We start from the raw sequence: 21349 nt of genomic DNA, 5'->3' as shown, positions 1-21349 counted from the left end.
TTCGTTGCCTTGTTATATAACATGTAATGAATAAGCGAGCAAACTCACCCATGGAAGACATCATTCGATCTCTTGGCTACCTCACCCTCGGCAGCAGGCTGAAGCGCATCGGCGAGCAGTTGCAGGCCGACACGCAGCGCATGCTCGATGGTCTGGAGGTGCCGGTGCAGTCGAGCCAGTACCCGCTGCTGGCCGCGCTTGATCGACTCGGGCCGCTGCCTGTCGGCGAGCTGGCGCAGTCGCTCGGCATCACCCAGCCGGGCGTGACGCGCAGCGTGGCGCTGCTTGCCGAGCTGGGGCTGGTCGAGGTCATCCAGTCGGACGGCGACCAGCGGCGGCGAATGGTCTCGCTGACCAAGAATGGTCAACGTCTGGTCGACAGAGCGAAGCGGGATGTCTGGCCGCGCATCGAGAATGCCGTCGCCGATTTGTGCAAAGGGCTGACAGGGCCGCTTCTCGAACAACTCTCCGCCATCGAGGACGGCCTGGCGGCAGCTCCGCTCGATCGTCGTGTAAAACAGGGCGTCGCGCCATGAGCCATGTCCTCGACCGTCCTGTCTGGAGCGCGCTCGACACGCGGCATCGCATCTTTGCCTATGGCGACAAGCTCGCCAGACGTTATCCCTCCTCGATCGTCCCCTTCGCGGCTTCAGGCGCAGATGACGCTGAGAGCCTGCAGGCGCTCGGAAGACTCGTTCCCGCAGGTGAAAGCGTGTTCATGCTTCAGGCGGACGCCATTGTCCTGCCGCCGGAACTGACCGCAACCACGACCGCCTTCGGTGTTCAGATGGTTGCCGAGTCGCCATTGCCCCCCGTGTCGGATGAGCGCGTCCAGCAACTCACGCTGGACGATGCGGCCGAGATGCTCGCTCTGGCGTCGCTGACCAAGCCGGGCCCGTTCACGCTCAAGGCGCTTAGCCTCGGCGATTTCTGGGGCGTGAAGATCAATGGCAGGCTGGCGGCGATGGCCGGCGAGCGCATGAAGCAGCCCGGCTACAGCGAACTCAGCGGCGTCTGTTCGCATCCGGACTTTCGCGGCGGCGGCCTCGGCCGGCTGCTGTCGGTGTTCGTGTCCAACCGCATCGCGGCGCGCGGCGAGGTGCCCTACCTGCACGCCTATGCCAACAATGCCAACGCGATCGGATTGTACGAATCCATCGGTTTTAAGCTGAGGTCAGAGATGAACGTAGCCGTCGTGCAGCGCGCCGGCTAGAGCAATTCCAGGAAAAGTGTGTGCGGTTTTCCGTCCGGAATTGCGTAGAAACAAAGAGATAGAGCGGTTCGCCGTTTCCGTGAAACGGTGAAACGCTCTAGGCAAGAGCCATCCTTATGGCTTCACGCCGATTTCGGCTCCAACCGGCGGAAACCCACGGTTTCCATAAGCATATCCTCCTCGACCATACCGGCATTGTGGAGCGCGAGCACGTTCAGCGCGATCTCCCGCGCCTCGGCCGAATCGGGATGCACGTCGCGCCTGCGGCAGGCCTCGTCGAACACACGTTGCAGCTTGGCGATGTCATTGGGCCTGAGCAGGCCACGGTCATAAACAGACTTCGGCATGGCAGCCTCCTCTACAAGACCTAGGGCGCTGAGAATAAATGTCCAATCTTTCCCGAGGCTTGAGTGGAGCAGACGCCCGGATTTGAGTGAATCCGGCCCGAACGTTGCAATCGCACCGCGATCTTGCTGCCACTCACCGCAGTTCGCTTGACGTCCCGGCACGCTTGCGAAACAAGGGCTGCCACAAACGGCAGCGAGGCACAAAGTGAGTTTCTGGGGACTGGCGCAGCTCGTCATTTCGACGGTGATCTTCCTGCTGGCGGCAATCGCAGCCAAGCAATGGGGGCTGGCGCCGAGCCTCGGCAAGATCGTGCTGACGCTGGCGCTCTATACGGCAGGCAACCTGATGATGCTGCGGCTGGTCCGCGAATTCGGCATGTCGGTGTCGTTCAGCCTGTCGGCGGTGATCCAGCTGGTGGCGGTCAATGCGGTGGCGTTGATCTTCTTCGGCGAACGCGTCAACGCCTTGCAGGCGACCGGCATTGTGCTGGCCATCGCCGCGGTGGCGCTGATCACGCTCGGGCCCTATCTGCAGGGGCGGCTATAGACCGATGAAGGCTACCCTCCGCACCCTCACCAACTGGATCGAATTTCCGGTGCTGCTCGCCGGGCTGATCATCGCCGGCGGGCTTTGGGGGTTCGAGGAGCTGATGGAGGTGGCACGCGACACCACCCCGCATGCTTTCGATACCGAGATCCTGCTCGCCTTCCGCCAGGCCGGCCATCCCGACGTTCCGCTCGGGCCGCTCTGGCTGCAAGGCGCGATGCGCGACATCACCAGCCTCGGCAGCTCGGCGGTGCTGACGCTGATCGTCACGGCGGTGATCGTCTATCTCGTGCTGATCCGCAAGGCAGGCACAGCGCTGTTCATCCTGGTGGCGGTGGCCGGCGGGCAGTTGCTGTCGACCTTGCTGAAAGCCGAGATCGACCGGCCGCGCCCGGACCTCGTCTCGCACCTCGTCACAGAGACGTCGCTGTCGTTTCCAAGCGGCCATGCCATGGTCTCGGCGGTGACCTATTTGACTCTCGGCTCGCTGGCGGCGCGCTTCCTGCCGGGACGTACGACGAAGATCTTCGTGCTCTGCCTGGCGGTTCTGACGACACTGCTGGTCGGCGTCAGCCGCGTCTATCTCGGCGTCCACTGGCCTTCCGACGTGCTCGCCGGCTGGTGCGCCGGCTTCGCCTGGGCGATGCTGTGCTGGCTGGCAGCGCGGCTGCTGCAGCGGCGGCATGCGGTGGCGAATAGTGACAGCGAGTCTGAAAACTGACAGTCCGGAGCGACCATCAAATCAGCCGGTTGATCAGCCCGTGTCCGCAGCCCGCCAGCAGAAAAACCGCCGACAGCAAGGCTGCCGATGTCATCAAGGTCTTGAAAATCTTCAACCGATATCTCCCCTCCAATGAGAACCAAAGGCGGGGAGCGTAGCATGCTTATCCGGTTTCCCGCCCATCCGACTCCACAGGCAATATCATGTCTCATATATGCTTTATGATGGTTGAAACATCACCATGATTGTATTATACGTAGAAACCGCAGACTCAGACGGGGGCTCAGGCCGATGATCACTGCCGCGCAGATGCGCGCCGCGAGGGCGCTGGCCGGCATCGATCAGAGGACGCTCGCCGAGCGCGCCGGCGTTTCGCTTCCGACCATTCAGCGCATGGAAGCGAGCGACGGCGTGGTCAGGGGCGTGGTCGACACGCTGATGAAGGTCATCCAGGCACTCGACGAGGCCGGGGTGGAACTGATCGGCGAGAACCAGACCAGCGAGCGCGGTGGCCGAGGCGTGCGCCTCAAGTCTGCCGCCCCGCCGAACCCGCAAGGCTGAGCCGGCATACAGTCGCGACGGCGACCGCCGACAGTCCTGCCGACGATCCCGCCGCCTTCACGCAAGCGGAAGGCAGTCCATGGACCAGATCCGACGAGCAGTGCATCAACCGGCCCAGAAGTCGGCCCAGAAGTCGGCAATGCCGACATTTTCCGAGCTGTTCACACCAAAACTGGTGACGGTCTGGCGCGAAGGTTACCGCCTGCCGCAATTCAAGGCCGACTTCATGGCCGGGCTGACTGTCGCGATTGTCGCGTTGCCGTTGTCGATGGCGATCGCGATTGCTTCGGGCGTAACGCCGGAGCGCGGCCTGTTCACGGCCATTGTCGGCGGCTTCATCGTCTCGGCGCTCGGCGGCAGCCGCTTCCAGATCGGTGGGCCGGCCGGCGCCTTCATCGTGCTGGTGGCAGCGACGGTGCAGCGCGAAGGCATCGACGGGCTGCTGCTGGCAACGATGATGTCGGGCGTCTTCCTGCTCGCCATCGGCTATCTCCGGCTCGGCACCTACATCAAATTCATCCCCTATCCGGTGACGGTCGGCTTCACCGCCGGCATCGCCATCATCATCTTCTCCGGCCAGATCGTCGAACTGTTCGGGCTGACGCTTGCCGGGCCCGAGCCCGGGCCGCTGCTGCCGAAACTGATGGCGATCGGGCAGGCGGCCGGCACGGTCAACATCTCGGCGACGATGGTGGCGGTGCTGACCATCGCCACCATCGTCGGCGTGAAGCGTTGGCGACCCGGCTGGCCGGGCATGCTGATCGCCGTCGGGCTGGCCTCGCTTGTCGTGGCGATGCTTTCGCTTCCGGCGGAAACGATCGGCACCCGCTATGGCGGCATTCCGCGCAGCCTGCCGTTTCCGGCGCTGCCGGCGCTCAGCCTCGACAAGGCTATCGCTGTGCTGCCGGATGCGGTGGCTTTTGCGCTGCTCGGCGCCATTGAATCGCTGCTCTCGGCAGTGGTCGCCGACGGCATGACGGGGCGGCGGCACCGCTCCAATTGCGAGCTGGTGGCGCAAGGCTTTGCCAACATCGCGTCTGCCCTGTTCGGCGGCATCTGCACCACCGGCACCATCGCCCGCACTGCCACCAATGTGAGGGCCGGCGCGCATGGGCCGGTTTCGGGCATGCTGCACTCGCTGTTCCTGCTGGTCTTCATGCTGGTGGCCGCACCACTGGCCAGCTACATCCCGCTTGCCGCCCTTGCCGGCGTGCTGGCGGTGGTGTGCTGGAACATGTTCGAGAAGCAGGCCTTCGCCACGCTGCTGCGCGCCTCGCGCGGCGATGCGCTGGTGCTGATGGCGACCTTCCTGATCGTCGTCTTCCGCGACCTGACCGAAGGCATTGTCGTCGGCTTCGCGCTGGGGTCGATCCTGTTCATCGACCGTATGGCCAAGTCGATCGCGGTCGAAGCGGACCAGTCGCTGGCGCAGGACGACGTCGCTGACAGCGCCAGCGTCTATGATTCCAGCGAGGCGACCGACGCCGAGACCGTCGTCTATCGCATCTCGGGCGCGTTCTTCTTCGGCGCCGCCTCCACGGTCGGCACCGTGCTCGACCGTATCGCCGACCAGCGCAAGAACTTCATCCTCGATTGCTCGGCGGTGCCTTTCTTCGATTCCACCGCGGCCAATGTCATCGAGGGCGCGGCCCACAAGGCCAGGCGCGCCGGCGTGCGCTTCATCATCTCAGGCGCCTCGCCGCAGATACGGCGCACGCTGATCAACCACGGCGTCAAGCGCCCGCTGGTGACCTATGCTGCCTCGATCGGGGATGCGCGGGCGCAGTTGGCCCCGGAGAAGGCGTAGCCGCCGGCCGGGGACCGGCCGGCGGTCGATCATTGCGATGTTCCGTCGAAGGTCTCCGCGGCGATATCGCCTTCGTTCATCAGCGGCACGAAGATTCGCGTGCCATCGGTGCCGATATCGGCGCTGCCCGGCTTGAACTGCGCCACAACCTGCGGAGCGCCGCCATCCTTGTAGCGATAGAGCGTGCCGGTCATGTAGGCGGTGGCGTAGATGCTGTCGCCGATGGCGACGACGCCGTCGAGGTCGGCGAAATTTTGCGCGCCGGGCATTGGCGTGACGGCTTTGCTGGCGATATCCACCGACAGCAGGCCGCCGGGCTCGGCGGTGCTGAAGTCGGGCTTGATGCCCTTGCCCCAGGACGCCACGATCAGCCGGCCGCCATCGGCGAAGACTCCATTGGGCGAGGCCAGCATCGCGTCCTTTATGAACAGCTCGGGCTTGTCGCCGTCGATGCGGTAGATGGCATCGGCCAGCATGTCGGTGACATAGACCTTGCCCGACCTGTCCGACGTCACGTCGTTGAGGAAGACGGCGCCAGGCACATCGATAGTCGAGACGAGCTTGCCGCTGGCGAGATCGACGACGCGCACCTTGGTGATGTCGGCGACGTAGAGCTTGCCGCCGGAGATTGCCGAGCCTTTCGGCGCATCCATGCCGTCGGTCCAGTGCTGGCTAACGACCTTGCCGTCCAACGACAGTACCGAGAGATAACCGTTGCCGTCGGCTTCGCCGGGATTGCCGACGATGTTGGAGACGATGATGCGGTTGTTGGCGGCATCGAACAGCGCCGATTCCGGCTGCTGGAAGCCGGAGGCGCGCCAGATCTCGCTGGCCTGGGCGGCCGGTGCAAGCACGATACCGAGGGCGGCGAAACAAATAGAGGTGATGAGGGGTTTCATGGCCAGGTCTCCTGTGATGACGAGCGGAGAGCTAGAGATTTCGATACTTTTCGGGAAGATCGATTACAGCTAGTATCGAAAACCGATACCAAATCGCGCAAAAGAGGTGCATCCCATGAACGGCCTGATCTTCGAGGCGCTGAAGCGGACGCTGAAGGCCAAGGGCGTCACCTATCGCGACCTTGCCGAACGGATGGGCGTTTCCGAGCCGACGGTGAAGCGCATTTTTCACGAGCGCAATTGCAAGCTCGACCGGTTGGTGGAAATCTGCGCCGCCGCCGGCGTCGAGCTGGAAAACGTGCTGGGATCGATGAACAGGGGGCCGGGACCAGTCAACCGCATCGCGCCGGAGATCGAGCGCAAGCTCGCCGGGCGGCCGGCGCTGCTGTTCATCTTCGTGATGCTGTCGGAGAAATTCACGCCCGAAGGCGTCATGCGCTCGCAAGGCTTGAGCGAAGCCTCGATGTTCCTCTATCTGCGCGATCTCGAAGCGCTCGGGCTGATTGCGCTCGGCAGCGGGCTGTCGGCACGGCTGCTGGTCGACACGCCGATCCAGTGGAATTTCGAAGGGCCGCTCAGGCCGCTGTTCGAGATGACCAACAAGAATTTCATCGGCTGGGCGATCACCCATCTGGAGCGGGAAGCGACCTTCGTCTCGTTCTCGCGGCGGATGCGGCCGGAGACCGCGGAGATGGTGAAGCGCGAGGCCGAGGAACTGGCCGATCGCGTCAAGCTGCTCGCCCATCACGACCAGCACACGACGCCCGAGGACGGGCTGACCGGCTACAAATGGACGTTTGCTTTCGGTGCAACGCCGTTTCCGGCGATCATGCCGATCGGCCCGCACCCCAGGGATGCCGGTGCGTCCGACCGGCCCGCCGCTCCGGCAAAGGGACGCCGTCCTTTGCCGGCCTGACACGGCCAAGCCTCTGCCTTGTCCTGCTTCGGTTTTCACCCAGATCTTTTGTCTGGACGTTTTTGCTCTTTGCAGCCGCGTTTCAAAAATGAAACCCACATTCGTGATAGAGTTCGCGCATTGATTTGCCAGACCGCATGACACGCCCCCATGAATCGAAGTGATCCCATGCCGACAGCGCCAACACTTGAGCTTCGCCGCTATTCGCGCCTGAAGAATTTGCGGGAGCGCGCGGAACGCCAGGGTGCTGCATTGCAGTTCTGGGCGCGTACCGCATCGCTTGCTGTGATCTCCTGCTTCTTTTCATTGATCAGCCGCTGGGATGCCGCGTTGCTCTTCGTGCTGGCGGGCCTCGTGCTGTTCCAGCTCGTCGGCCTGATCCAGTTTCTCTTTGCGCGTCGTCGCAGCACGGCGCGATGGTGGATCGGTTACCTCGTCGGTACGCTGGACATCATTCTGCTGACCGTTCTGCTGATAACGCCCAACCCGTTTTCCCAGGAGGTCGCGCCGGCCGCGATGCAACTGCGCGAGGGTAGCTTCAAATTCCTGCTGATTTTCGTATGCCTTGGCGCGCTGACCCTTTCGACACGATTGGCGCTCTATCTCGGCGCGCTAGCGGCCTTGACGTGGACGATCGGCGTGGGATGGGTGATTCTTCGTCCGGGAACCGTCATTCCGGCGACGAACCTCTATTCGATGCCGATGGCAGAGCGACTGAACCTCTATCTCAACCCCAATTTCGTCGACACATTCGCGCAGGCGACCAACGTGTTGATTGTGCTGATTATCGGCGCAATCATGGCACTGGTCGTCTCTCGTTCCCGACATCTGTCGGATGACTATGTCAAGGCAGAGCGCGCCCGCGCCAATCTCGCCCGGCATTTTTCGCCCAATGTCGTCGACCAGCTCGCCACCGATGACGAGCCCTTCGGCCCGGTCCGCCGGCAGGATATCGCGGTGCTGTTCGCCGACATCGTCGGCTTCACACACTATTCCGAGGATCATCCGGCCGAAGCAGTGTTCGAACTTCTGCGTCAGTTCCACCGTCGCATGGAGCAGGTCGTTTTCGACCACCATGGCACCGTCGACAACTATATCGGCGATTGCATCATGGCGACATTCGGGGTTCCGCAAGCCAGCCATGACGACGCGACTCGGGCCATCCGGTGCGCCGAAGCGATGATCGCTGCTCTCGAAGACTGGAATGTACAGCGTGTGTCCAGGGGATACCCGCAGCTGGACGTTCGGATCGGTGCACAATATGGCGCAGTCGTCATCGGTGCGGTCGGCAGCGAGCGCAATCTGTCCTTCGCGGTGGTGGGCGACACCGTCAACGTCGCCAGCCGTTTGCAGTCGCTCTGCCGTGAGCTTCGGGCGAGTATTTGCTTTGGGTCACGACTGATTGAGGCCGCGAAGGCGGAATCGCCAACGGCACAGTTGAATGCGCGCGATCATGGGCCGGTGAATATCCGCGGCCGGGACGAACCGGTCCATGTCTGGGTCGAACACAGAGCCGAAAACCAGAGCGCTATCGCGGTTTCGGCGTGATGTAGGCCGCCATGTGAAACGCCTGCGCCTCGGTCAGATAGGGGTAACGCAGCCCGAAAGCCGTCACGTGTCTGAGGCGATTGCTCCAGCTTTCGTGGCTGCGGCGTCTGTGCTTGCCTTGTCGTCCCAGGTCACCGTTCGGTAGTCGAAACCATATTCCAGCGTCGGCTTGACGATGCGGAAAAAGGGCGACAGGTCGAAATCGCGCGGCGTGTAGAGCGAGTGATGGCGGATGTGCAGGATTTCCTTGCGCATATAGGTCGACTGCGCCGAGGCGCGGCCGGGTGCGCGGGTGATCTCGGGCAGGATCGGATAGCGGATCTCGCCATAGGCCTCGGCAATCAGCGTCGAGCAGATGGCGCGCGTCGGATCGCCCGAGCCGAAAGCCAGCATGCGGCGGCGCCAGCGCACCGGCACCGGCGGTGCCGGCAGGAAAAAGCGCAGCATGTCGAAGATGTTCTTGAGGTCGTATTTCAGGCCGAGCTTGCCGATCATGAAGGCGACGACCTTGTCGCGGTCTTCCGGCGTCAGGCCGCTCGCGCGACAGATGCGCGTGTTGTAGGTGCGGTAGCGCGACAGCGGCACGGCGACACAGCCTTCGCCGAGCGTAACCTCGATCAGGCGCGGCCGCTCCGACCCATCAGCGGGTTCGGACAAGGCATCGCCAACATAGAAGGCGGCGTGCGACCACGTCGACTGGGTCAGATATTTGATGACCGCGGAGATCTTCTGGTTGCCCTCGATGAGCAGGATGTCGCCGGGTTCGAGCGCGCGACGCAGCGTCTCGGCGTCGGACGGCGTGTAGGGCTCATAGCCGGAGGATTCGTCCTGCAGCCGGCCGGCAAGCCAGCGGCCAAGTCGGTCGAGAAGCGTTTCGGCGGGCGCGGTCATCGTAGAGCGTGACTAGCACGGGCCGACCGGCAAGGGCCAGCGCGCCGTCAACCGACCGGAACGCCCGTCTCTTCCTGCGGCGCTGGGCCGGCCAGGTCGTCGCGCGCATTGCGGGCGAGCTTCCTGGTCGAGTGCTTGGGGCTGTCGCCGAACAGTTCGGCGGCCCCGGCGAGACAGGCCTTCTTCAGGCTTTTTTCCGAGCGCTTCAACAGCTTGCCCAGGAGTTTGGTGTCGTGCGCATCGCCGAGCGGCTCGCCGTCGGCTTCGAGCAGCGCGCGCATGACGAAGACATCGTGCAGCTCGCCCAGCCTTTCGCCCAGTTCGTCGACCGCCTTGCGCCGCACCTTGATCGGCGTCGGCCACAACCGGCCGAGCAGCGACAAATGCATTGAGTGGGTCTTGGCCGCCTTGCGCAGATCGTGGAAATCCTCGGCCCCGCCGCGCGATCCCGCTCTGTCCAGCGCCTTCCTGGCCCGGCGCAAGGTGGCGCGGGCGCCGTCGGCGAGCACGTCAGCGGCATGCTCGGGCAAATCCGGGAGCAGCAGCCGCTCTATCCGCACCAGGCCTTCCTCGCAGGCGGCGGTGGCAGCACCTATGGCCGCGTCGAGGCCGGCGCCGGCATGGATTTCATGTTGGCGGGTGATAAACAGGTCGCGCACGCTGTCGAGGCCGCCGCCGGCAACCTGCTCTGGAAAGGCGGCCGCCAGCCGGTCGACGGTTTCGACCAGAGCGGTCGCCTCGCGTGGGCCCGCCAGCAGGGCGGCCACCTGGCGGTAGCACTGGTTTTCGGTCTGGCAAAACGTTTCGTTTCCGGAATGGACGAGGCGCAACAAGGCGCGCGCGCTCTTCAGCCGCTTGCGGCATTTGTGCAATGCCTGCTCCGGCCGGTCGCGCGCCGCGGCCAGATGGGCAAGCGCCTTGCCGATTTCCTCGCCAAGGATACGCCTGACCTCGCCGGTCAGCGGCAGGCGCGGATCGATGCGAAAACTCATGCGGCGATCTCCGGAATCCCCCCAAGGGCGAGCGACGCGTTGTAAAACCTTTGCTCGCCGGTCACTTCGCGGCCGAGCCAGTCGGGCAGCATTTCGTCTGGTACATTCTCCGGCGTCTCGAGCTCGGCCACCACCAGGCCGGCAAGAATCCCGCCGAAAACATCGACTTCATAGAGATAGCCGCGATGCCTAACATGGTGGCGTGTCTTCTCGATGACATGTCCGATGGCGAAGGCCAGCATCTCCTCGGCATCGGCCAGCGGGATCGGATATTCGTATTCGTCGCGCTCGCGGGCGCGGCTGCCGAATTTGAGCGTCAGCTTCGCCGAGGTGCCGTCGCTGATGCGCACCCGCACGGTGCGGCCAGGCGCTGCGGCAAGGTAAAACTGGCGAATGCGGATATTCGCCTCGGCCAGATTGCGCCATTCGGCGCTGGAGACCAGGAATTTGCGTTCGACTTCCTTGCCCATGGCCGCGCACTAAAGCGTCTGCGGCTCGACATGGCAAGCCGGCACAGAGAATCAATTTGACTTTAATCAATCGATTGATTAAATAGTCTGCATGATCAAAGCCGCACCCGAAAAAATGCCCCGCCAGGAAATATCGCCCGCCGAGCAAACGCGCGCCGCACTCGTGCTGGCCGCGCTCAAACTGTTCGGACGGCAGGGCTTCGACGGCACCTCGACACGCGAGATTGCGGCTGAGGCCAAGGCCAATATCGGCTCGATCGCCTATCATTTCGGCGGCAAGGAAGGCTTACGCGCCGCCGCCGCCGACCACATCGTCGAAACCATCCAGGCCATTGCCGGACAGGCGATCGGACCGGCGCAGGCGTCGACTCCGTCCACCCCGGAGGCTGCCAGGGCGCAATTGTTCACCGCGCTGGAGGCGATGGTGGGATTTATCGTTGCTAGCCCCGAGGCCGGCGAGATCGTACAATTCGTACTCCGCGAGCTCTCGCATCCCACGGCGGCGCTCGACCGTATCTATGCCGGCGTGTTCGAGCCGACGCATCGCCGGCTCTGCCAGGTCTGGGAACAGGCTACCGGCGAGCCAGCCGAGAGCGAGGCCACCAAGCTCACCGTTTTCACCATGATCGGCCAGGTCATCTATTTCCGCATCGGCCGTGAGGCAGTGCTGCGCCGGATGGGCTGGCGCGAGATCGGCGCGGCGGAAGCCGCCAAGGTGGTGGCGGTCGCCACGAACAATCTCGAGGCCATGCTGGGCGCGCGCAAACCGGCCGCCCGCAAGGAGGGCAAGCGATGAGCTTTTTCTGTTCCCTGCCGCTCGCGGCCCAGCTGTTCGGCGCCTGCGCGCCGGCAGCGCCTCTCGCCGTCGGCTATGTCGAGGGCGACTATGTCTTGCTGGCGCCGATCGAGGTGGCGCAGGTCGAGACCGTCACGGTCAAGCGCGGCGACCGTGTCGAGCCCAACACGCCGGTGGTGACGCTGGAAAGCGCCGATGCCAAGATTGCCGTGGCGCAAGCCGAAGCGGCGCTGGCGCAGGCGCAGGCGCAGCTGGCCGATCTGCAGGTCGGCAAAAGGCCGGAAGAGATCGCCGTGCTGAAGGCCGAGGTCGACATGGCCCGCGCGCAAGCCACCGACGCCAGGCGCCGCTATGACCGCGCCGCCGACCTGTTCAAGCGCGGCACCGGCACGCAGGCCGACTACGACACCGCGTCGGCGACGCTGGAGACGGCCAATGCGCAGGTCGGCCAGGCGGAGGCAAATCTCGCCGTCGGCGGCCTGCCGGCACGAGCTGAAACGATCAAGGCGGCCGACAACCAGGTCAAGCAGGCGCAGTCGGCCCTGGAACAGGCTCAGTGGCGGCTGTCGAAGCGGGTGCTGGCCGCGCCGTCGCCCGGCCGCGTCAACGACGTCATCCGCAACCCCGGCGACACTGCCGGCCCGACCGCGCCCGTCATTTCTATACTGCCCGATGGCGCCGTGAAACTCAGCGTCTATATCCCGGAAAGCGCCTTCTCCTCGATCAAGGTCGGCACGCTGCTTGCCGTCCACTGCGACGGCTGTGGCGAGGGCGTGAAGGCGCGCGTCAGCTATGTCTCGCCCGATCCGGAATTCACCCCGCCGGTGATCTATTCGCTCGAGAACCGGCAGAAGCTGGTCTACCTCGTCGAAGCCCGGCCCGAGGGCAATACGGGCCCGCTGCAGCCGGGTCAGATCGTCGATGTCGAGCTGGCGGCCTCAGCAAAATGAACGCCATTGACGTCCATGGCCTGGTCAAGCGTTTTGGCGACAAGACCGTCGTCGACCATGTGACGATGTCGGTGGCCGAAGGCGAGATCGTCGGCTTTCTCGGGCCGAACGGCTCGGGCAAGACGACGACCATTCGCATCATGTGCGGCCTGCTGACGCCCGACGAGGGCGAAGGCACGGTGCTGGGATTCAACATCCGCACCGAGTCGCTCCGCATCAAGCGCGAAGTCGGCTACATGACGCAGAAATTCTCGTTCTACGAGGATCTGACGATCGGCGAAAACCTCGAATTCGTGGCGCGGCTCTACCGGCTGAAGCCGGTCGAGGAGCATGTCGCGCGCACGCTGGAAGAGCTCGGCCTGACGACGCGGCGCAACCAACTCGCCGGCACGCTGTCGGGCGGCTGGAAGCAGCGGCTGGCGCTGGCCGCCTGCATCATGCACAAGCCGAAGCTGCTGCTGCTCGACGAGCCGACCGCCGGCGTCGACCCCAAGGCGCGGCGCGAATTCTGGGACGAGATCCATCGCCTCGCCAGCCGCGGCCTGACCGTGCTGGTCTCCACCCATTATATGGACGAGGCCGAGCGCTGCCACCGCATCAGCTATATCTCCTATGGCAAGATGCTGGCCACCGGCACGGTGGACGAAGTGGTGAGGAATGCCGGGCTGACCACCTTCGTGCTGCAGGGGCCGCGCCTCGACCAGGTTGCCGATGCCCTGAAGGAACGGCCGGGCGTCGACCAGGTTGCGCCGTTCGGCGCCACGCTGCACGTCGTTGGCTCCGACAAGGCAAAGCTCGAGAAGGCGCTGGCCGACGTCGAGAAGGAGCACAAGGGCGTCACGGTAAAGCCCGGCGAAACCAGCCTCGAGGATGTGTTCATCCAGTTCATGTCCGGCTCGAAGGACAATATGGCATGAACGGCATCTTTTCCTTCGCCAGGCTTGGCGCGCTGCTGATCAAGGAATTCATCCAGATGCGGCGCGACCGCATCACCTTCGCCATGATGCTTGGCGTGCCGCTGGTTCAGCTGGTGCTGTTCGGCTACGCCATCAACAACGACCCCAAAAGCCTGCCTGCCGCACTCGTGGCGACCAGCAACGACCCTTACACCCGCGCCATTGTCGCGGCGCTTCAGACGACCGGCTATTACCGTTTCGACCACGTCGCGCAAAGCGTCGAGGAGGCCGAGTTCCTGATGGCACACGGCGACGTCACCTTCGTCGTCACCATCCCCGCCGATTTCGGCCGCCGGGTCGAACGCGGCGACAATCCTGAGATTCTGATCGAGGCCGACGCCACTGACCCGGCCGCCGCCAGCGGCGCCATCTCGACGCTAAGCACGGTCGCCAGCCAGGCGCTGCTTCGGGCGCAAGGCATGCAGGAGGCGGCGACCGAGAACGCCAGGGGCCAGCTCGACGTGGTGGTGCACCGGCGCTACAACCCGGAAGGAATCTCGCAATACAACATCGTTCCCGGCCTGCTCGGCGTCATCCTGCAGATGACCATGGTGATGATGACCTCGATCGCGCTGACGCGCGAGACCGAGCGCGGCACGATGGAGAACCTTCTGGCGATGCCGTCCAGCCCGCTCGAGATCATGATGGGCAAGGTGCTGCCCTATCTGGCGGTCGGCGCGGTGCAGGTGGTGGTGGTGCTGGCGGCGTCGAAGCTTTTGTTCGCCATCCCCTTCACCGGCTCGATGTCGCTGCTGCTCACGGCAGTGCTGGTGTTCGTGCTGGCGCTGGTGCTGCTCGGCTACACCATCTCGACCATTGCCCGCACACAAATGCAGGCGCTGCAGCTGACCTTCTTCTTCTTCCTGCCGTCGATTCTGCTGTCGGGCTTCATGTTCCCCTATCGCGGCATGCCGGGCTGGGCGCAGATCTTTGGCGAGATTTTCCCGCTGACGCATTTTCTGCGCATCACCCGCGCGGTGATGCTGAAGGGCGCCGAGCTGCCGGCGGTGGCGGGCGAGATCACCTGGCTGGTTGCGTTCGTGGCCTTGTTTGCCGGCGTTGCACTGGTGCGATTCAGGCGGACACTCGATTAGCTCTCAAGGATTGAGCGATCTCGGACCGCTGACGAAGGGGCTGCCCCTGACATAGAACCGCAGCGGGCGGTCCGCATCCTTGGAAATGCCGATGCGGATGCCTTGGCCGATGTCGCCGGCTTGATGCTCATCTTCGGCCAGCCATAGCGGGCCTTGCCGGCACAGATCGAGACCGTCGAGCGAACGGTCGATCCGCAAGGCCTGGGCGAGCCGTCCCGGACCTCGCGCCAGGTCACGCAAGCGCTGAACGCCCCGGTTCTGCTGCATAAGCGGAATGCCTTCGATCGGTTCGAGCGCCCGGATCAGCACGCCGGTGCCGGTGCCGGCCCCCTCGCTGGAAACGTTGAGCATCCAGGAGACGCCATAGGCGAGATAGATGTAAGCGTGGCCGGCCTCGAGAAACAGCGAACGGTTGCGCGGCGTCATACCGCGATAGCCATGGCCGGCGGCGTCGCCGACGATATAGGCTTCGGTCTCGACGATGCGGCCGCTGACGATACCTTCCGGCAGCTCCCGCATCACCAGCCTGCCGATGAGATAGCGGGCGAGAGCAGCCGTATCTTCCGGCAGGTCGGCGCGGTCGAGTGGGCGGCGGCCGGTCATGCTACCGCCGCCTGGCTTCAAGGTATCCGCTCGACCCATTGTGCGCGCGAAGGGCCCGGCTCGAATGGATCGCCAAAGTACTGGGTCTCGCGGGCCACCTTGCCATCGAGGAACTCCATGATGCTCACCGTATAGGACGGAACCCCGTCATAGGTCAGGACATACTCGGTGATCCAGAGGTTTCCGGCGCCGATGATACGGCGCACGGAAAAGCGTTTCTGGTTCGGCTGCGCCGCCCGCGAGGACTGGATGTTGTGCCGCCCGACAATGCGCTCGCCCGATTGCGGATAGTCGAGCACCGCGTCGTAGCGATAGATCTGATGCTCCGCCTCGAAATCATTGGCATCGGAGGCCGCCCAATGGCGATCCAGCGCCGCTCTTATCTCAGCGTCTGCCATACCGGTTCTCAGGCCGCGGCCATGATCTCGGCATAGGTGCTGAAATCGACATTGCCGCCCGACAGCACGACGGCAACGCATTTGCCTGACAGCTCGATCTCGCCCGACGAAAGTGCTGCCAGAGCTACGCAGCCGCCGGGCTCGACCACCAGCTTAAGGTGGGCCATGGCGTCGCGCATCGCCTGTGCGGCCGCCTTGTCGGAGACGGCGATGGCGCCGGCGAGATTCTTGCGGTTGATCTCGAAGGTGATCGCGCCGGGCTCGGCGGTGAGGATGGCATCGCAGATCGAGCTGTGGCCGGGTTCGTTCGAAACCCTTTTTCCCTCGATCAGCGAGCGGCGGGTGTCGTCGAAATGCTCGGGCTCCACCGCCCACACGGCAGTGCCCGGCGAAGCATCCTTGACGGCGATTGACACGCCGCTCGACAGGCCGCCGCCGCCACAGGGAATGAGGACAGCGTCGAGGCTGATGCCCAGCGCCTTGACCTGGCGCATCAGTTCAAGGCCGATCGTGCCCTGCCCCGCGATGATGGCCGGATCGTCGAAGGGCGGCACCAGCACCATGCCCTTGTCCATATAGGGGCGCACCACGGTCATGCGGTCGTCGCGAAAGCGATCGAACGGCACCACCTCGGCGCCCATCTTCCGGACATTGGCGATCTTCATCGCCGGCGCATCGGCCGGCATGGCGATGACCGCCTTGACGCCGAACATGGCGGCCGATGCTGCGACGCCTTGCGCATGGTTTCCGGAAGAAAAGGCGACGACGCCGCGGCCGCGCTCTTCCTCGCTCAGCGTCGACAATTTGTTGTAGGCGCCGCGGAACTTGAACGAGCCGGTGCGCTGCAGCGTCTCCGGCTTGAACAGGATGCGGCCGCCGAAGCGCTTGTTGAGTTCCAGCGATTCGATCAACGGCGTTTCGACGATCAAGCCGGAGAGCCGCGCGGCGGCGGCGTGGATGTCGGCAATGCCGGGAAGCGTGGTCATGGCGAAGTCCTGAGAGGGATGAGATCGGCGCATGGTGCACGCAAAGGCAGGACGCGCACCAATGAAAAAATGTGACCGTTACAAAGTTTGGCGGGGATGACCCGCGTGGAGGAGGGTCAAACTGGCCCACCGCTCCCGCCTTTATCCGCGGAGCCGTATCGGCTAAGGGGCGGGGGAAGCAGAATTCCGGACCGCCAGAAATGACCGCCAAACCAAAACCCCTGTTCCTCGGCATCGACACCGGCGGCACCTATACCGATGCCGTGCTGTGGTCGGAACAAGGTGGGCCAAAAGGCAAGGTGCTCGCAAAGGCCAAGGCGCTGACCACGCGGCACGATCTTGCCGTCGGCATTTCCGGCGCGGTCGATGCGGTGCTGGAGAAATCCGCCACCGATCCGGCTTCGATTAAACTGGTGTCGATGTCGACGACGCTTGCCACCAATGCGCTGGTCGAGGGCCAGGGTGGCCGTGTGGCGCTGATCATGATCGGGTTTACCGAGGCCGACCTTGCCCGCGACGGGCTGAAGACCGCACTCGGCACCGACCCGGTGGTGTTTTGCTCCGGCGGCCACGATGTCCACGGCAATGCGGCCAAGCTCGACCTGTCGGGATTGGAAGCGGCACTCCCCGAACTCGGCGCCTCGGTGTCGGGCTTTGCCGTCTGCGCCTATTTTGCCACCCGCAACCCGGCGCATGAGCTTGCCGCGCGCGACCTGATCCGCGAAAAGACCGGCCTGCCGGTCACCGCCAGCCACGAATTGTCAGCCAAACTCGGCGGCCCGCGCCGCGCGCTCACCACTTTGCTCAACGCCCGGCTGATCTCGATGATCGACCGGCTGGTGGCGGCGACCGAAGGGTTTCTGGAAGCCCGCAACATCGCGGCGCCTCTGATGGTGGTGCGCGGCGACGGCGCGCTGGTCTCGGCGGCCTTTGCCCGCCAGCGGCCGATCGAGACCATTCTGTCCGGCCCGGCCGCCAGCCTGGTCGGCGCGCGCCACATGACGGGCCTGGACAACGCGATGGTCTCCGACATTGGCGGCACGACCACCGACGTTGCCGTGCTCGATGGCGGCCGTCCCAGGCTCGATCCCGAAGGCGCCACCGTCGGCGGCTTCCGCACCATGGTCGAGGCGGTGGCGATGCGCACCTTTGGTCTTGGCGGCGATTCCGAAGTGGCGCTGGAAGACGGCGCGCTCAACCCAAAAATCCTGCTTGGGCCGCGCCGCCTGGTGCCGCTGGCGCTGGCCGGTATGATGCATGGTGTTTCCGTGACCTCGGAGCTTGAACGCCAGCTGCGCGCGCCAAACCCGGGCCGCATGGATGGCCGCTTCGCGCTGCGCACCGGCGTGCCGGACAGGCTCGCCGCCGGCCTCACCGCGCCTGAAGCAAAGCTCTACGAGCAGATCGGCGCCGTGCCGCTCGCCATCGACAGGCTGCTGGCGTCGAACGCCCAGAACGCCACGTTGAACCGGCTGGTGTCGCGCGGGCTGGTGCATATCTCGGGCTTTACGCCTTCGGACGCCGCCCATGTGCTGGGCAAGCAGGCCAATTGGGATGCGGCGACTGCCCGGCTCGGCGCGGAGCTGTTTGCCCGCAAGCGCGACGGCCGCGGCCAGAACATCGCCGCCTCGCCGGAAGTGATTTCCGAACGCGTGCTGCTGACGCTGACCCGCTGGTCGGCCGAATATATCTTGGAAACCGCCTTCGCCGAAGACGGGCTGGATGGCGCCGCCACCGTCGCGCACGCGCTGGTGCAGCGCGCCGTCGACGCCCATCCCGGCATCGCACGCCTCAGCGTCGCGCTCGACCGCCCGGTCATCGGCCTCGGCGCCTCGGCGCCGCTGCATTATGCCGGCCTGGCCGAGCTGGTCGGCAATGACTGCGTGGTGCCGGAAGACACCGACGTCGCCAACGCGCTCGGCGCCGTCGTCGGCCAGGTCCGCGTCTCCGCCGAAGCCCGCATCAGCCAGCCCAAGGAAGGCTTGTTTCGCCTGGCGTCGGGGCAAACCGTGCGGGACTTCACCGACGAGGCCAAGGCGATTGCGGCGGCGGAAGCGGATGTGCGGGCGATTGTTGCGGAGCGGGCGAGAGATGCCGGCACTGACAATGCCGAGATCGAGGTCGCGACGGAGTTCAAGGTTTCTACGGTTGAGAGCCAGCGCATGTTCATCGAGGCGCATGTGGTGGCGGTGGCGTCGGGACGGCCAAGGATTGCGGTGTAGAGCGCCCTTTTCCTTCTCCCCTTGTGGGACAAGGTGGATCGGCGCGCAGCGCCGAGACGGTTGAGGGGTGCTGGAAGGAATGAGGCGCTGGTGGTATCTGGAACACCCCTCATCCGTCGCCTTCGGCGACACCTTCTCCCACAAGGGGAGAAGGAAGGTCGCGCCATCCTTCACCCTAAGCTGAATTGACCCTTCACCCCTGACATGCCAAAGGCCGCAAAGCCTTTCATCTGGAGAAGCCCTGATGACCGATCGCGTCGAGATCGCCGGATTGCGGATTGCCCGCGAACTGCACGACTTCGTAGTCAACGAAGCGCTGCCGGGCACCGGCATTGCGGCCGACGCTTTCTGGAACGGTTTTTCGGCTATTGTCCACGATCTCGCCCCGAAAAACCGGGCGCTGCTGGCCAAACGCGACGCCATGCAGGAAAAGATCGACGCCTGGTACCGTGCCAATGGCGCGCCGATCGACATGGAGGCTTACAAGAGCTTCCTCAAGGAGATCGGCTATCTCGTGCCGGAAGGCCCGGCCTTCTCTGTCTCGACCGATAATGTCGACCCCGAGATCGCCATCGTCGCCGGGCCGCAGCTGGTGGTGCCGGTGATGAATGCGCGCTATGCGCTCAACGCCGCCAATGCGCGCTGGGGTTCGCTCTACGATGCGCTTTACGGCACCGATGCCATCCCCGAAACCGGCGGCGCCGAAAAGGGCAAAAGCTTCAACCCCGTGCGTGGCGCCAAAGTGGTTGCCTGGGCGAAGAGCTTTCTCGACGACTCCGTGCCGCTCACCTCCGGCAAATGGGCTGGCGTCAACGGGCTTACAGTCCAGGGCAGCATCTTGCGGCTTAGCGCCGGCGCCGGCGGCACCACGCTGGCCAATCCGAAACAGTTTGCCGGCTATCGCGGCGATGGCGCCAACCCTGAAGCCATCCTGCTCACCCAGAACGGCCTGCACATCGAAATTCTCATCGACCGCGCCAACCAGATCGGCCGTACAGATCCGGCCGGCATTGCCGATGTCATCCTGGAATCGGCGCTGACCACCATCCAGGACTGCGAGGATTCGGTCGCTGCAGTGGATGCTGAAGACAAGGTCGTGGTCTACCGCAATTGGCTCGGCCTGATGAAGGGCGACCTGGCGGAGGAGATCAGCAAGGGCGGCAAGAGCTTCGTGCGCAAGCTCAACCCGGACCGCGCCTGGACGGCGCCGAATGGCGGCGCGCTCAGCCTGCCCGGCCGCTCGCTGATGCTGGTGCGCAATGTCGGCCACCTGATGACCAATCCGGCAATTTTGGACCGGGACGGCCATGAGGTTCCGGAAGGCATCATGGATGCGGCGCTGACGGCGCTGATTGCCCTGCACGATGTCGGGCCTAAGGGGCGGCGGATGAATTCCCGCGCCGGCTCGATGTATGTGGTCAAGCCGAAGATGCATGGGCCGGAAGAGGTCGCTTTCGCCGTCGAGATTTTCGACCGCGTCGAAGCGCTGCTCGGCATGGCCAGAAACACCATCAAGATGGGCATCATGGACGAGGAGCGGCGCACCACCGTCAACCTCAAGGAGGCAATCCGCGCGGCGAAGGAGCGCGTCGTGTTCATCAACACCGGCTTCCTCGACCGCACCGGCGACGAGATCCACACCTCGATGGAGGCCGGCCCGATGATCCGCAAGGGCGACATGAAGCAGGCCGCCTGGATTTCCGCCTATGAGGCGTGGAATGTCGACACCGGGCTCGAATGCGGGCTGGCCGGCTACGCCCAGATCGGCAAGGGCATGTGGGCGATGCCCGACCTGATGGCGGCGATGCTGGAACAGAAGATCGCCCATCCCAAGGCCGGCGCCAACACCGCCTGGGTGCCGTCGCCGACGGCGGCAACGCTGCACGCCACCCATTACCACAAGGTCGATGTCCATGCCGTCCAGGCGGCACTGAGGAGCCGGCCGAAGGCCAAGCTCGACGACATATTGTCGGTGCCGGTGGCGGTGCGCCCGAACTGGACGCCGGACGAAATCCAGCGCGAGCTCGACAACAATGCGCAAGGCATTCTGGGCTATGTCGTACGCTGGATCGACCAGGGCGTCGGCTGCTCGAAAGTGCCAGACATCAACGATGTCGGCCTGATGGAAGATCGCGCAACGCTACGCATCTCCTCGCAGCACATCGCCAACTGGCTGCACCACAAGGTCTGCTCGCAGATCCAGGTGATGGACTCGCTGCGGCGCATGGCGGCCATTGTCGACCTGCAGAATGTCGGCGACCCGCTCTACCGGCCAATGGCCGCCGACTTCGACAATTCCATCGCCTTCCAGGCCGCCTGCGACCTGGTGTTCAAGGGTCGCGAACAGCCGAATGGCTATACCGAGCCGGTGCTGCACGCGCGGCGGCTGGAGCTGAAGGCGAAAGAGCGGGCCTGAAGGTAATTGCTTGTTA

At 64.5% G+C, this 21349-nt stretch carries 22 protein-coding genes; 14 read left to right on the top strand and 8 right to left on the bottom strand.

From position 1 onward, the window contains the following. Positions 1-50 precede the first annotated feature (50 nt). Both AC1DYC_RS30515 and AC1DYC_RS30510 read left to right on the top strand, forming a co-directional pair. On the top strand, positions 51-536 hold the full coding sequence (locus AC1DYC_RS30515; RefSeq protein ID WP_477411384.1) for a MarR family winged helix-turn-helix transcriptional regulator: 486 nt from the start codon (positions 51-53) through the stop codon (positions 534-536). After that, positions 533-1213, top strand: a complete 681-nt coding sequence (locus tag AC1DYC_RS30510; RefSeq protein WP_477411383.1) for a GNAT family N-acetyltransferase — start codon at positions 533-535, stop codon at positions 1211-1213. Before AC1DYC_RS30515 ends, AC1DYC_RS30510 begins: the two co-directional genes overlap by 4 nt. Positions 1214-1335: 122 nt before the next feature. On the opposite strand, the gene AC1DYC_RS30505 is transcribed toward AC1DYC_RS30510, so the two are convergent. Next, the gene (locus tag AC1DYC_RS30505; RefSeq protein ID WP_477287120.1) at positions 1336-1560 is read right to left on the bottom strand and encodes a hypothetical protein; all 225 of its coding nucleotides are present in this window, start codon (positions 1558-1560) and stop codon (positions 1336-1338) included. A gap of 205 nt (positions 1561-1765) precedes the next feature. Between AC1DYC_RS30505 and AC1DYC_RS30500 the strand changes: the two genes are divergently transcribed. The 4 genes from AC1DYC_RS30500 to AC1DYC_RS30485 all read left to right on the top strand — a co-directional run bounded on the left by AC1DYC_RS30500 (position 1766) and on the right by AC1DYC_RS30485 (position 5196). Beyond that, positions 1766-2107, top strand: coding sequence for a hypothetical protein (locus tag AC1DYC_RS30500; RefSeq protein WP_477411382.1), 342 nt, complete (start codon positions 1766-1768; stop codon positions 2105-2107). Positions 2108-2111: 4 nt separating this feature from the next. Beyond that, on the top strand, positions 2112-2828 hold the full coding sequence (locus AC1DYC_RS30495; RefSeq protein ID WP_477411381.1) for a phosphatase PAP2 family protein: 717 nt from the start codon (positions 2112-2114) through the stop codon (positions 2826-2828). Positions 2829-3119: 291 nt separating this feature from the next. Beyond that, on the top strand, positions 3120-3389 hold the full coding sequence (locus tag AC1DYC_RS30490) for a helix-turn-helix domain-containing protein (RefSeq protein WP_477411380.1): 270 nt from the start codon (positions 3120-3122) through the stop codon (positions 3387-3389). 79 nt (positions 3390-3468) lie between these two features. Beyond that, positions 3469-5196: a SulP family inorganic anion transporter gene (locus AC1DYC_RS30485; protein WP_477411379.1), complete on the top strand. Its 1728-nt coding sequence runs from the start codon at positions 3469-3471 to the stop codon at positions 5194-5196. 29 nt (positions 5197-5225) lie between these two features. On the opposite strand, the gene AC1DYC_RS30480 is transcribed toward AC1DYC_RS30485, so the two are convergent. Further along, positions 5226-6095: an NHL repeat-containing protein gene (locus AC1DYC_RS30480; protein ID WP_477411378.1), complete on the bottom strand. Its 870-nt coding sequence runs from the start codon at positions 6093-6095 to the stop codon at positions 5226-5228. 115 nt (positions 6096-6210) lie between these two features. Here AC1DYC_RS30480 and AC1DYC_RS30475 point away from each other — a divergent pair, with 115 nt between their 5' ends. Both AC1DYC_RS30475 and AC1DYC_RS30470 read left to right on the top strand, forming a co-directional pair. Beyond that, the gene (locus AC1DYC_RS30475; protein ID WP_477411377.1) at positions 6211-7011 is read left to right on the top strand and encodes a helix-turn-helix domain-containing protein; all 801 of its coding nucleotides are present in this window, start codon (positions 6211-6213) and stop codon (positions 7009-7011) included. 252 nt (positions 7012-7263) lie between these two features. Next, complete coding sequence (locus tag AC1DYC_RS30470) at positions 7264-8559, top strand: adenylate/guanylate cyclase domain-containing protein (protein WP_477411376.1); 1296 nt, start codon at positions 7264-7266, stop codon at positions 8557-8559. Positions 8560-8622: 63 nt separating this feature from the next. Here AC1DYC_RS30470 and AC1DYC_RS30465 read toward each other — a convergent pair whose 3' ends face one another. From AC1DYC_RS30465 to AC1DYC_RS30455, 3 genes are read right to left on the bottom strand one after another with little or no spacing between them, the layout of a single operon-like run. Beyond that, positions 8623-9450 carry a C40 family peptidase gene (locus AC1DYC_RS30465; protein WP_477411375.1) on the bottom strand — a complete coding sequence of 276 codons (828 nt, stop codon included), beginning with the start codon at positions 9448-9450 and terminating at the stop codon, positions 8623-8625. 47 nt (positions 9451-9497) lie between these two features. Next, positions 9498-10442, bottom strand: coding sequence for a CHAD domain-containing protein (locus AC1DYC_RS30460; RefSeq protein ID WP_477411374.1), 945 nt, complete (start codon positions 10440-10442; stop codon positions 9498-9500). Continuing rightward, on the bottom strand, positions 10439-10912 hold the full coding sequence (locus tag AC1DYC_RS30455; protein ID WP_477411373.1) for a CYTH domain-containing protein: 474 nt from the start codon (positions 10910-10912) through the stop codon (positions 10439-10441). The genes AC1DYC_RS30460 and AC1DYC_RS30455 overlap by 4 nt, the downstream gene beginning before the upstream one ends. 91 nt (positions 10913-11003) lie before the next feature. Here AC1DYC_RS30455 and AC1DYC_RS30450 point away from each other — a divergent pair, with 91 nt between their 5' ends. From AC1DYC_RS30450 to AC1DYC_RS30435, 4 genes are read left to right on the top strand one after another with little or no spacing between them, the layout of a single operon-like run. Next, positions 11004-11708, top strand: a complete 705-nt coding sequence (locus AC1DYC_RS30450; protein ID WP_477411372.1) for a CerR family C-terminal domain-containing protein — start codon at positions 11004-11006, stop codon at positions 11706-11708. Further along, positions 11705-12658 carry an HlyD family secretion protein gene (locus AC1DYC_RS30445; protein ID WP_477411371.1) on the top strand — a complete coding sequence of 318 codons (954 nt, stop codon included), beginning with the start codon at positions 11705-11707 and terminating at the stop codon, positions 12656-12658. The genes AC1DYC_RS30450 and AC1DYC_RS30445 overlap by 4 nt, the downstream gene beginning before the upstream one ends. Beyond that, positions 12655-13575 carry an ABC transporter ATP-binding protein gene (locus tag AC1DYC_RS30440; protein WP_477411370.1) on the top strand — a complete coding sequence of 307 codons (921 nt, stop codon included), beginning with the start codon at positions 12655-12657 and terminating at the stop codon, positions 13573-13575. The genes AC1DYC_RS30445 and AC1DYC_RS30440 overlap by 4 nt, the downstream gene beginning before the upstream one ends. Further along, positions 13572-14708, top strand: a complete 1137-nt coding sequence (locus AC1DYC_RS30435; RefSeq protein ID WP_477411369.1) for an ABC transporter permease — start codon at positions 13572-13574, stop codon at positions 14706-14708. Before AC1DYC_RS30440 ends, AC1DYC_RS30435 begins: the two co-directional genes overlap by 4 nt. 3 nt (positions 14709-14711) lie before the next feature. Here AC1DYC_RS30435 and AC1DYC_RS30430 read toward each other — a convergent pair whose 3' ends face one another. From AC1DYC_RS30430 to AC1DYC_RS30420, 3 genes are read right to left on the bottom strand one after another with little or no spacing between them, the layout of a single operon-like run. Beyond that, on the bottom strand, positions 14712-15311 hold the full coding sequence (locus AC1DYC_RS30430; protein WP_477411368.1) for a DNA-3-methyladenine glycosylase: 600 nt from the start codon (positions 15309-15311) through the stop codon (positions 14712-14714). 17 nt (positions 15312-15328) lie between these two features. Continuing rightward, positions 15329-15709, bottom strand: coding sequence for a nuclear transport factor 2 family protein (locus AC1DYC_RS30425; protein WP_477411367.1), 381 nt, complete (start codon positions 15707-15709; stop codon positions 15329-15331). Positions 15710-15717: 8 nt separating this feature from the next. Beyond that, entirely contained in the window at positions 15718-16695 is a 978-nt protein-coding gene (locus AC1DYC_RS30420; protein ID WP_477411366.1) for a threonine ammonia-lyase, read from the bottom strand. A gap of 200 nt (positions 16696-16895) precedes the next feature. On the opposite strand from AC1DYC_RS30420, the gene AC1DYC_RS30415 reads away from it, so the two are divergent. Together AC1DYC_RS30415 and AC1DYC_RS30410 are read left to right on the top strand one after the other, a co-directional pair. After that, positions 16896-18917: a hydantoinase/oxoprolinase N-terminal domain-containing protein gene (locus AC1DYC_RS30415; RefSeq protein ID WP_477411365.1), complete on the top strand. Its 2022-nt coding sequence runs from the start codon at positions 16896-16898 to the stop codon at positions 18915-18917. 244 nt (positions 18918-19161) lie between these two features. Continuing rightward, positions 19162-21333, top strand: a complete 2172-nt coding sequence (locus AC1DYC_RS30410; RefSeq protein ID WP_477411364.1) for a malate synthase G — start codon at positions 19162-19164, stop codon at positions 21331-21333. Positions 21334-21349: the final 16 nt, after the last annotated feature.

The sequence above is a fragment of the Mesorhizobium sp. P2_E7 genome (assembly GCF_056403855.1).
The sequence above is the reverse complement of the archived record's forward strand: the minus strand, read 5'-3'. Positions and strand labels throughout refer to the sequence as shown.

Excerpts from the sequence above, each read along its gene's own strand:
- AC1DYC_RS30455 (WP_477411373.1), bottom strand. The coding sequence starts at position 10,912 with ATGGGCAAGGAAGTCGAACGCAAATTCCTGGTCTCCAGCGCCGAATGG.
- AC1DYC_RS30490 (WP_477411380.1), top strand. The coding sequence starts at position 3,120 with ATGATCACTGCCGCGCAGATGCGCGCCGCGAGGGCGCTGGCCGGCATC.
- AC1DYC_RS30510 (WP_477411383.1), top strand. The coding sequence starts at position 533 with ATGAGCCATGTCCTCGACCGTCCTGTCTGGAGCGCGCTCGACACGCGG.
- AC1DYC_RS30480 (WP_477411378.1), bottom strand. The coding sequence starts at position 6,095 with ATGAAACCCCTCATCACCTCTATTTGTTTCGCCGCCCTCGGTATCGTG.
- AC1DYC_RS30445 (WP_477411371.1), top strand. The coding sequence starts at position 11,705 with ATGAGCTTTTTCTGTTCCCTGCCGCTCGCGGCCCAGCTGTTCGGCGCC.
- AC1DYC_RS30415 (WP_477411365.1), top strand. The coding sequence starts at position 16,896 with ATGACCGCCAAACCAAAACCCCTGTTCCTCGGCATCGACACCGGCGGC.
- AC1DYC_RS30435 (WP_477411369.1), top strand. The coding sequence starts at position 13,572 with ATGAACGGCATCTTTTCCTTCGCCAGGCTTGGCGCGCTGCTGATCAAG.
- AC1DYC_RS30465 (WP_477411375.1), bottom strand. The coding sequence starts at position 9,450 with ATGACCGCGCCCGCCGAAACGCTTCTCGACCGACTTGGCCGCTGGCTT.
- AC1DYC_RS30475 (WP_477411377.1), top strand. The coding sequence starts at position 6,211 with ATGAACGGCCTGATCTTCGAGGCGCTGAAGCGGACGCTGAAGGCCAAG.
- AC1DYC_RS30505 (WP_477287120.1), bottom strand. The coding sequence starts at position 1,560 with ATGCCGAAGTCTGTTTATGACCGTGGCCTGCTCAGGCCCAATGACATC.
- AC1DYC_RS30440 (WP_477411370.1), top strand. The coding sequence starts at position 12,655 with ATGAACGCCATTGACGTCCATGGCCTGGTCAAGCGTTTTGGCGACAAG.
- AC1DYC_RS30485 (WP_477411379.1), top strand. The coding sequence starts at position 3,469 with ATGGACCAGATCCGACGAGCAGTGCATCAACCGGCCCAGAAGTCGGCC.
- AC1DYC_RS30450 (WP_477411372.1), top strand. The coding sequence starts at position 11,004 with ATGATCAAAGCCGCACCCGAAAAAATGCCCCGCCAGGAAATATCGCCC.
- AC1DYC_RS30430 (WP_477411368.1), bottom strand. The coding sequence starts at position 15,311 with ATGACCGGCCGCCGCCCACTCGACCGCGCCGACCTGCCGGAAGATACG.
- AC1DYC_RS30410 (WP_477411364.1), top strand. The coding sequence starts at position 19,162 with ATGACCGATCGCGTCGAGATCGCCGGATTGCGGATTGCCCGCGAACTG.
- AC1DYC_RS30495 (WP_477411381.1), top strand. The coding sequence starts at position 2,112 with ATGAAGGCTACCCTCCGCACCCTCACCAACTGGATCGAATTTCCGGTG.
- AC1DYC_RS30420 (WP_477411366.1), bottom strand. The coding sequence starts at position 16,695 with ATGACCACGCTTCCCGGCATTGCCGACATCCACGCCGCCGCCGCGCGG.
- AC1DYC_RS30515 (WP_477411384.1), top strand. The coding sequence starts at position 51 with ATGGAAGACATCATTCGATCTCTTGGCTACCTCACCCTCGGCAGCAGG.
- AC1DYC_RS30460 (WP_477411374.1), bottom strand. The coding sequence starts at position 10,442 with ATGAGTTTTCGCATCGATCCGCGCCTGCCGCTGACCGGCGAGGTCAGG.
- AC1DYC_RS30425 (WP_477411367.1), bottom strand. The coding sequence starts at position 15,709 with ATGGCAGACGCTGAGATAAGAGCGGCGCTGGATCGCCATTGGGCGGCC.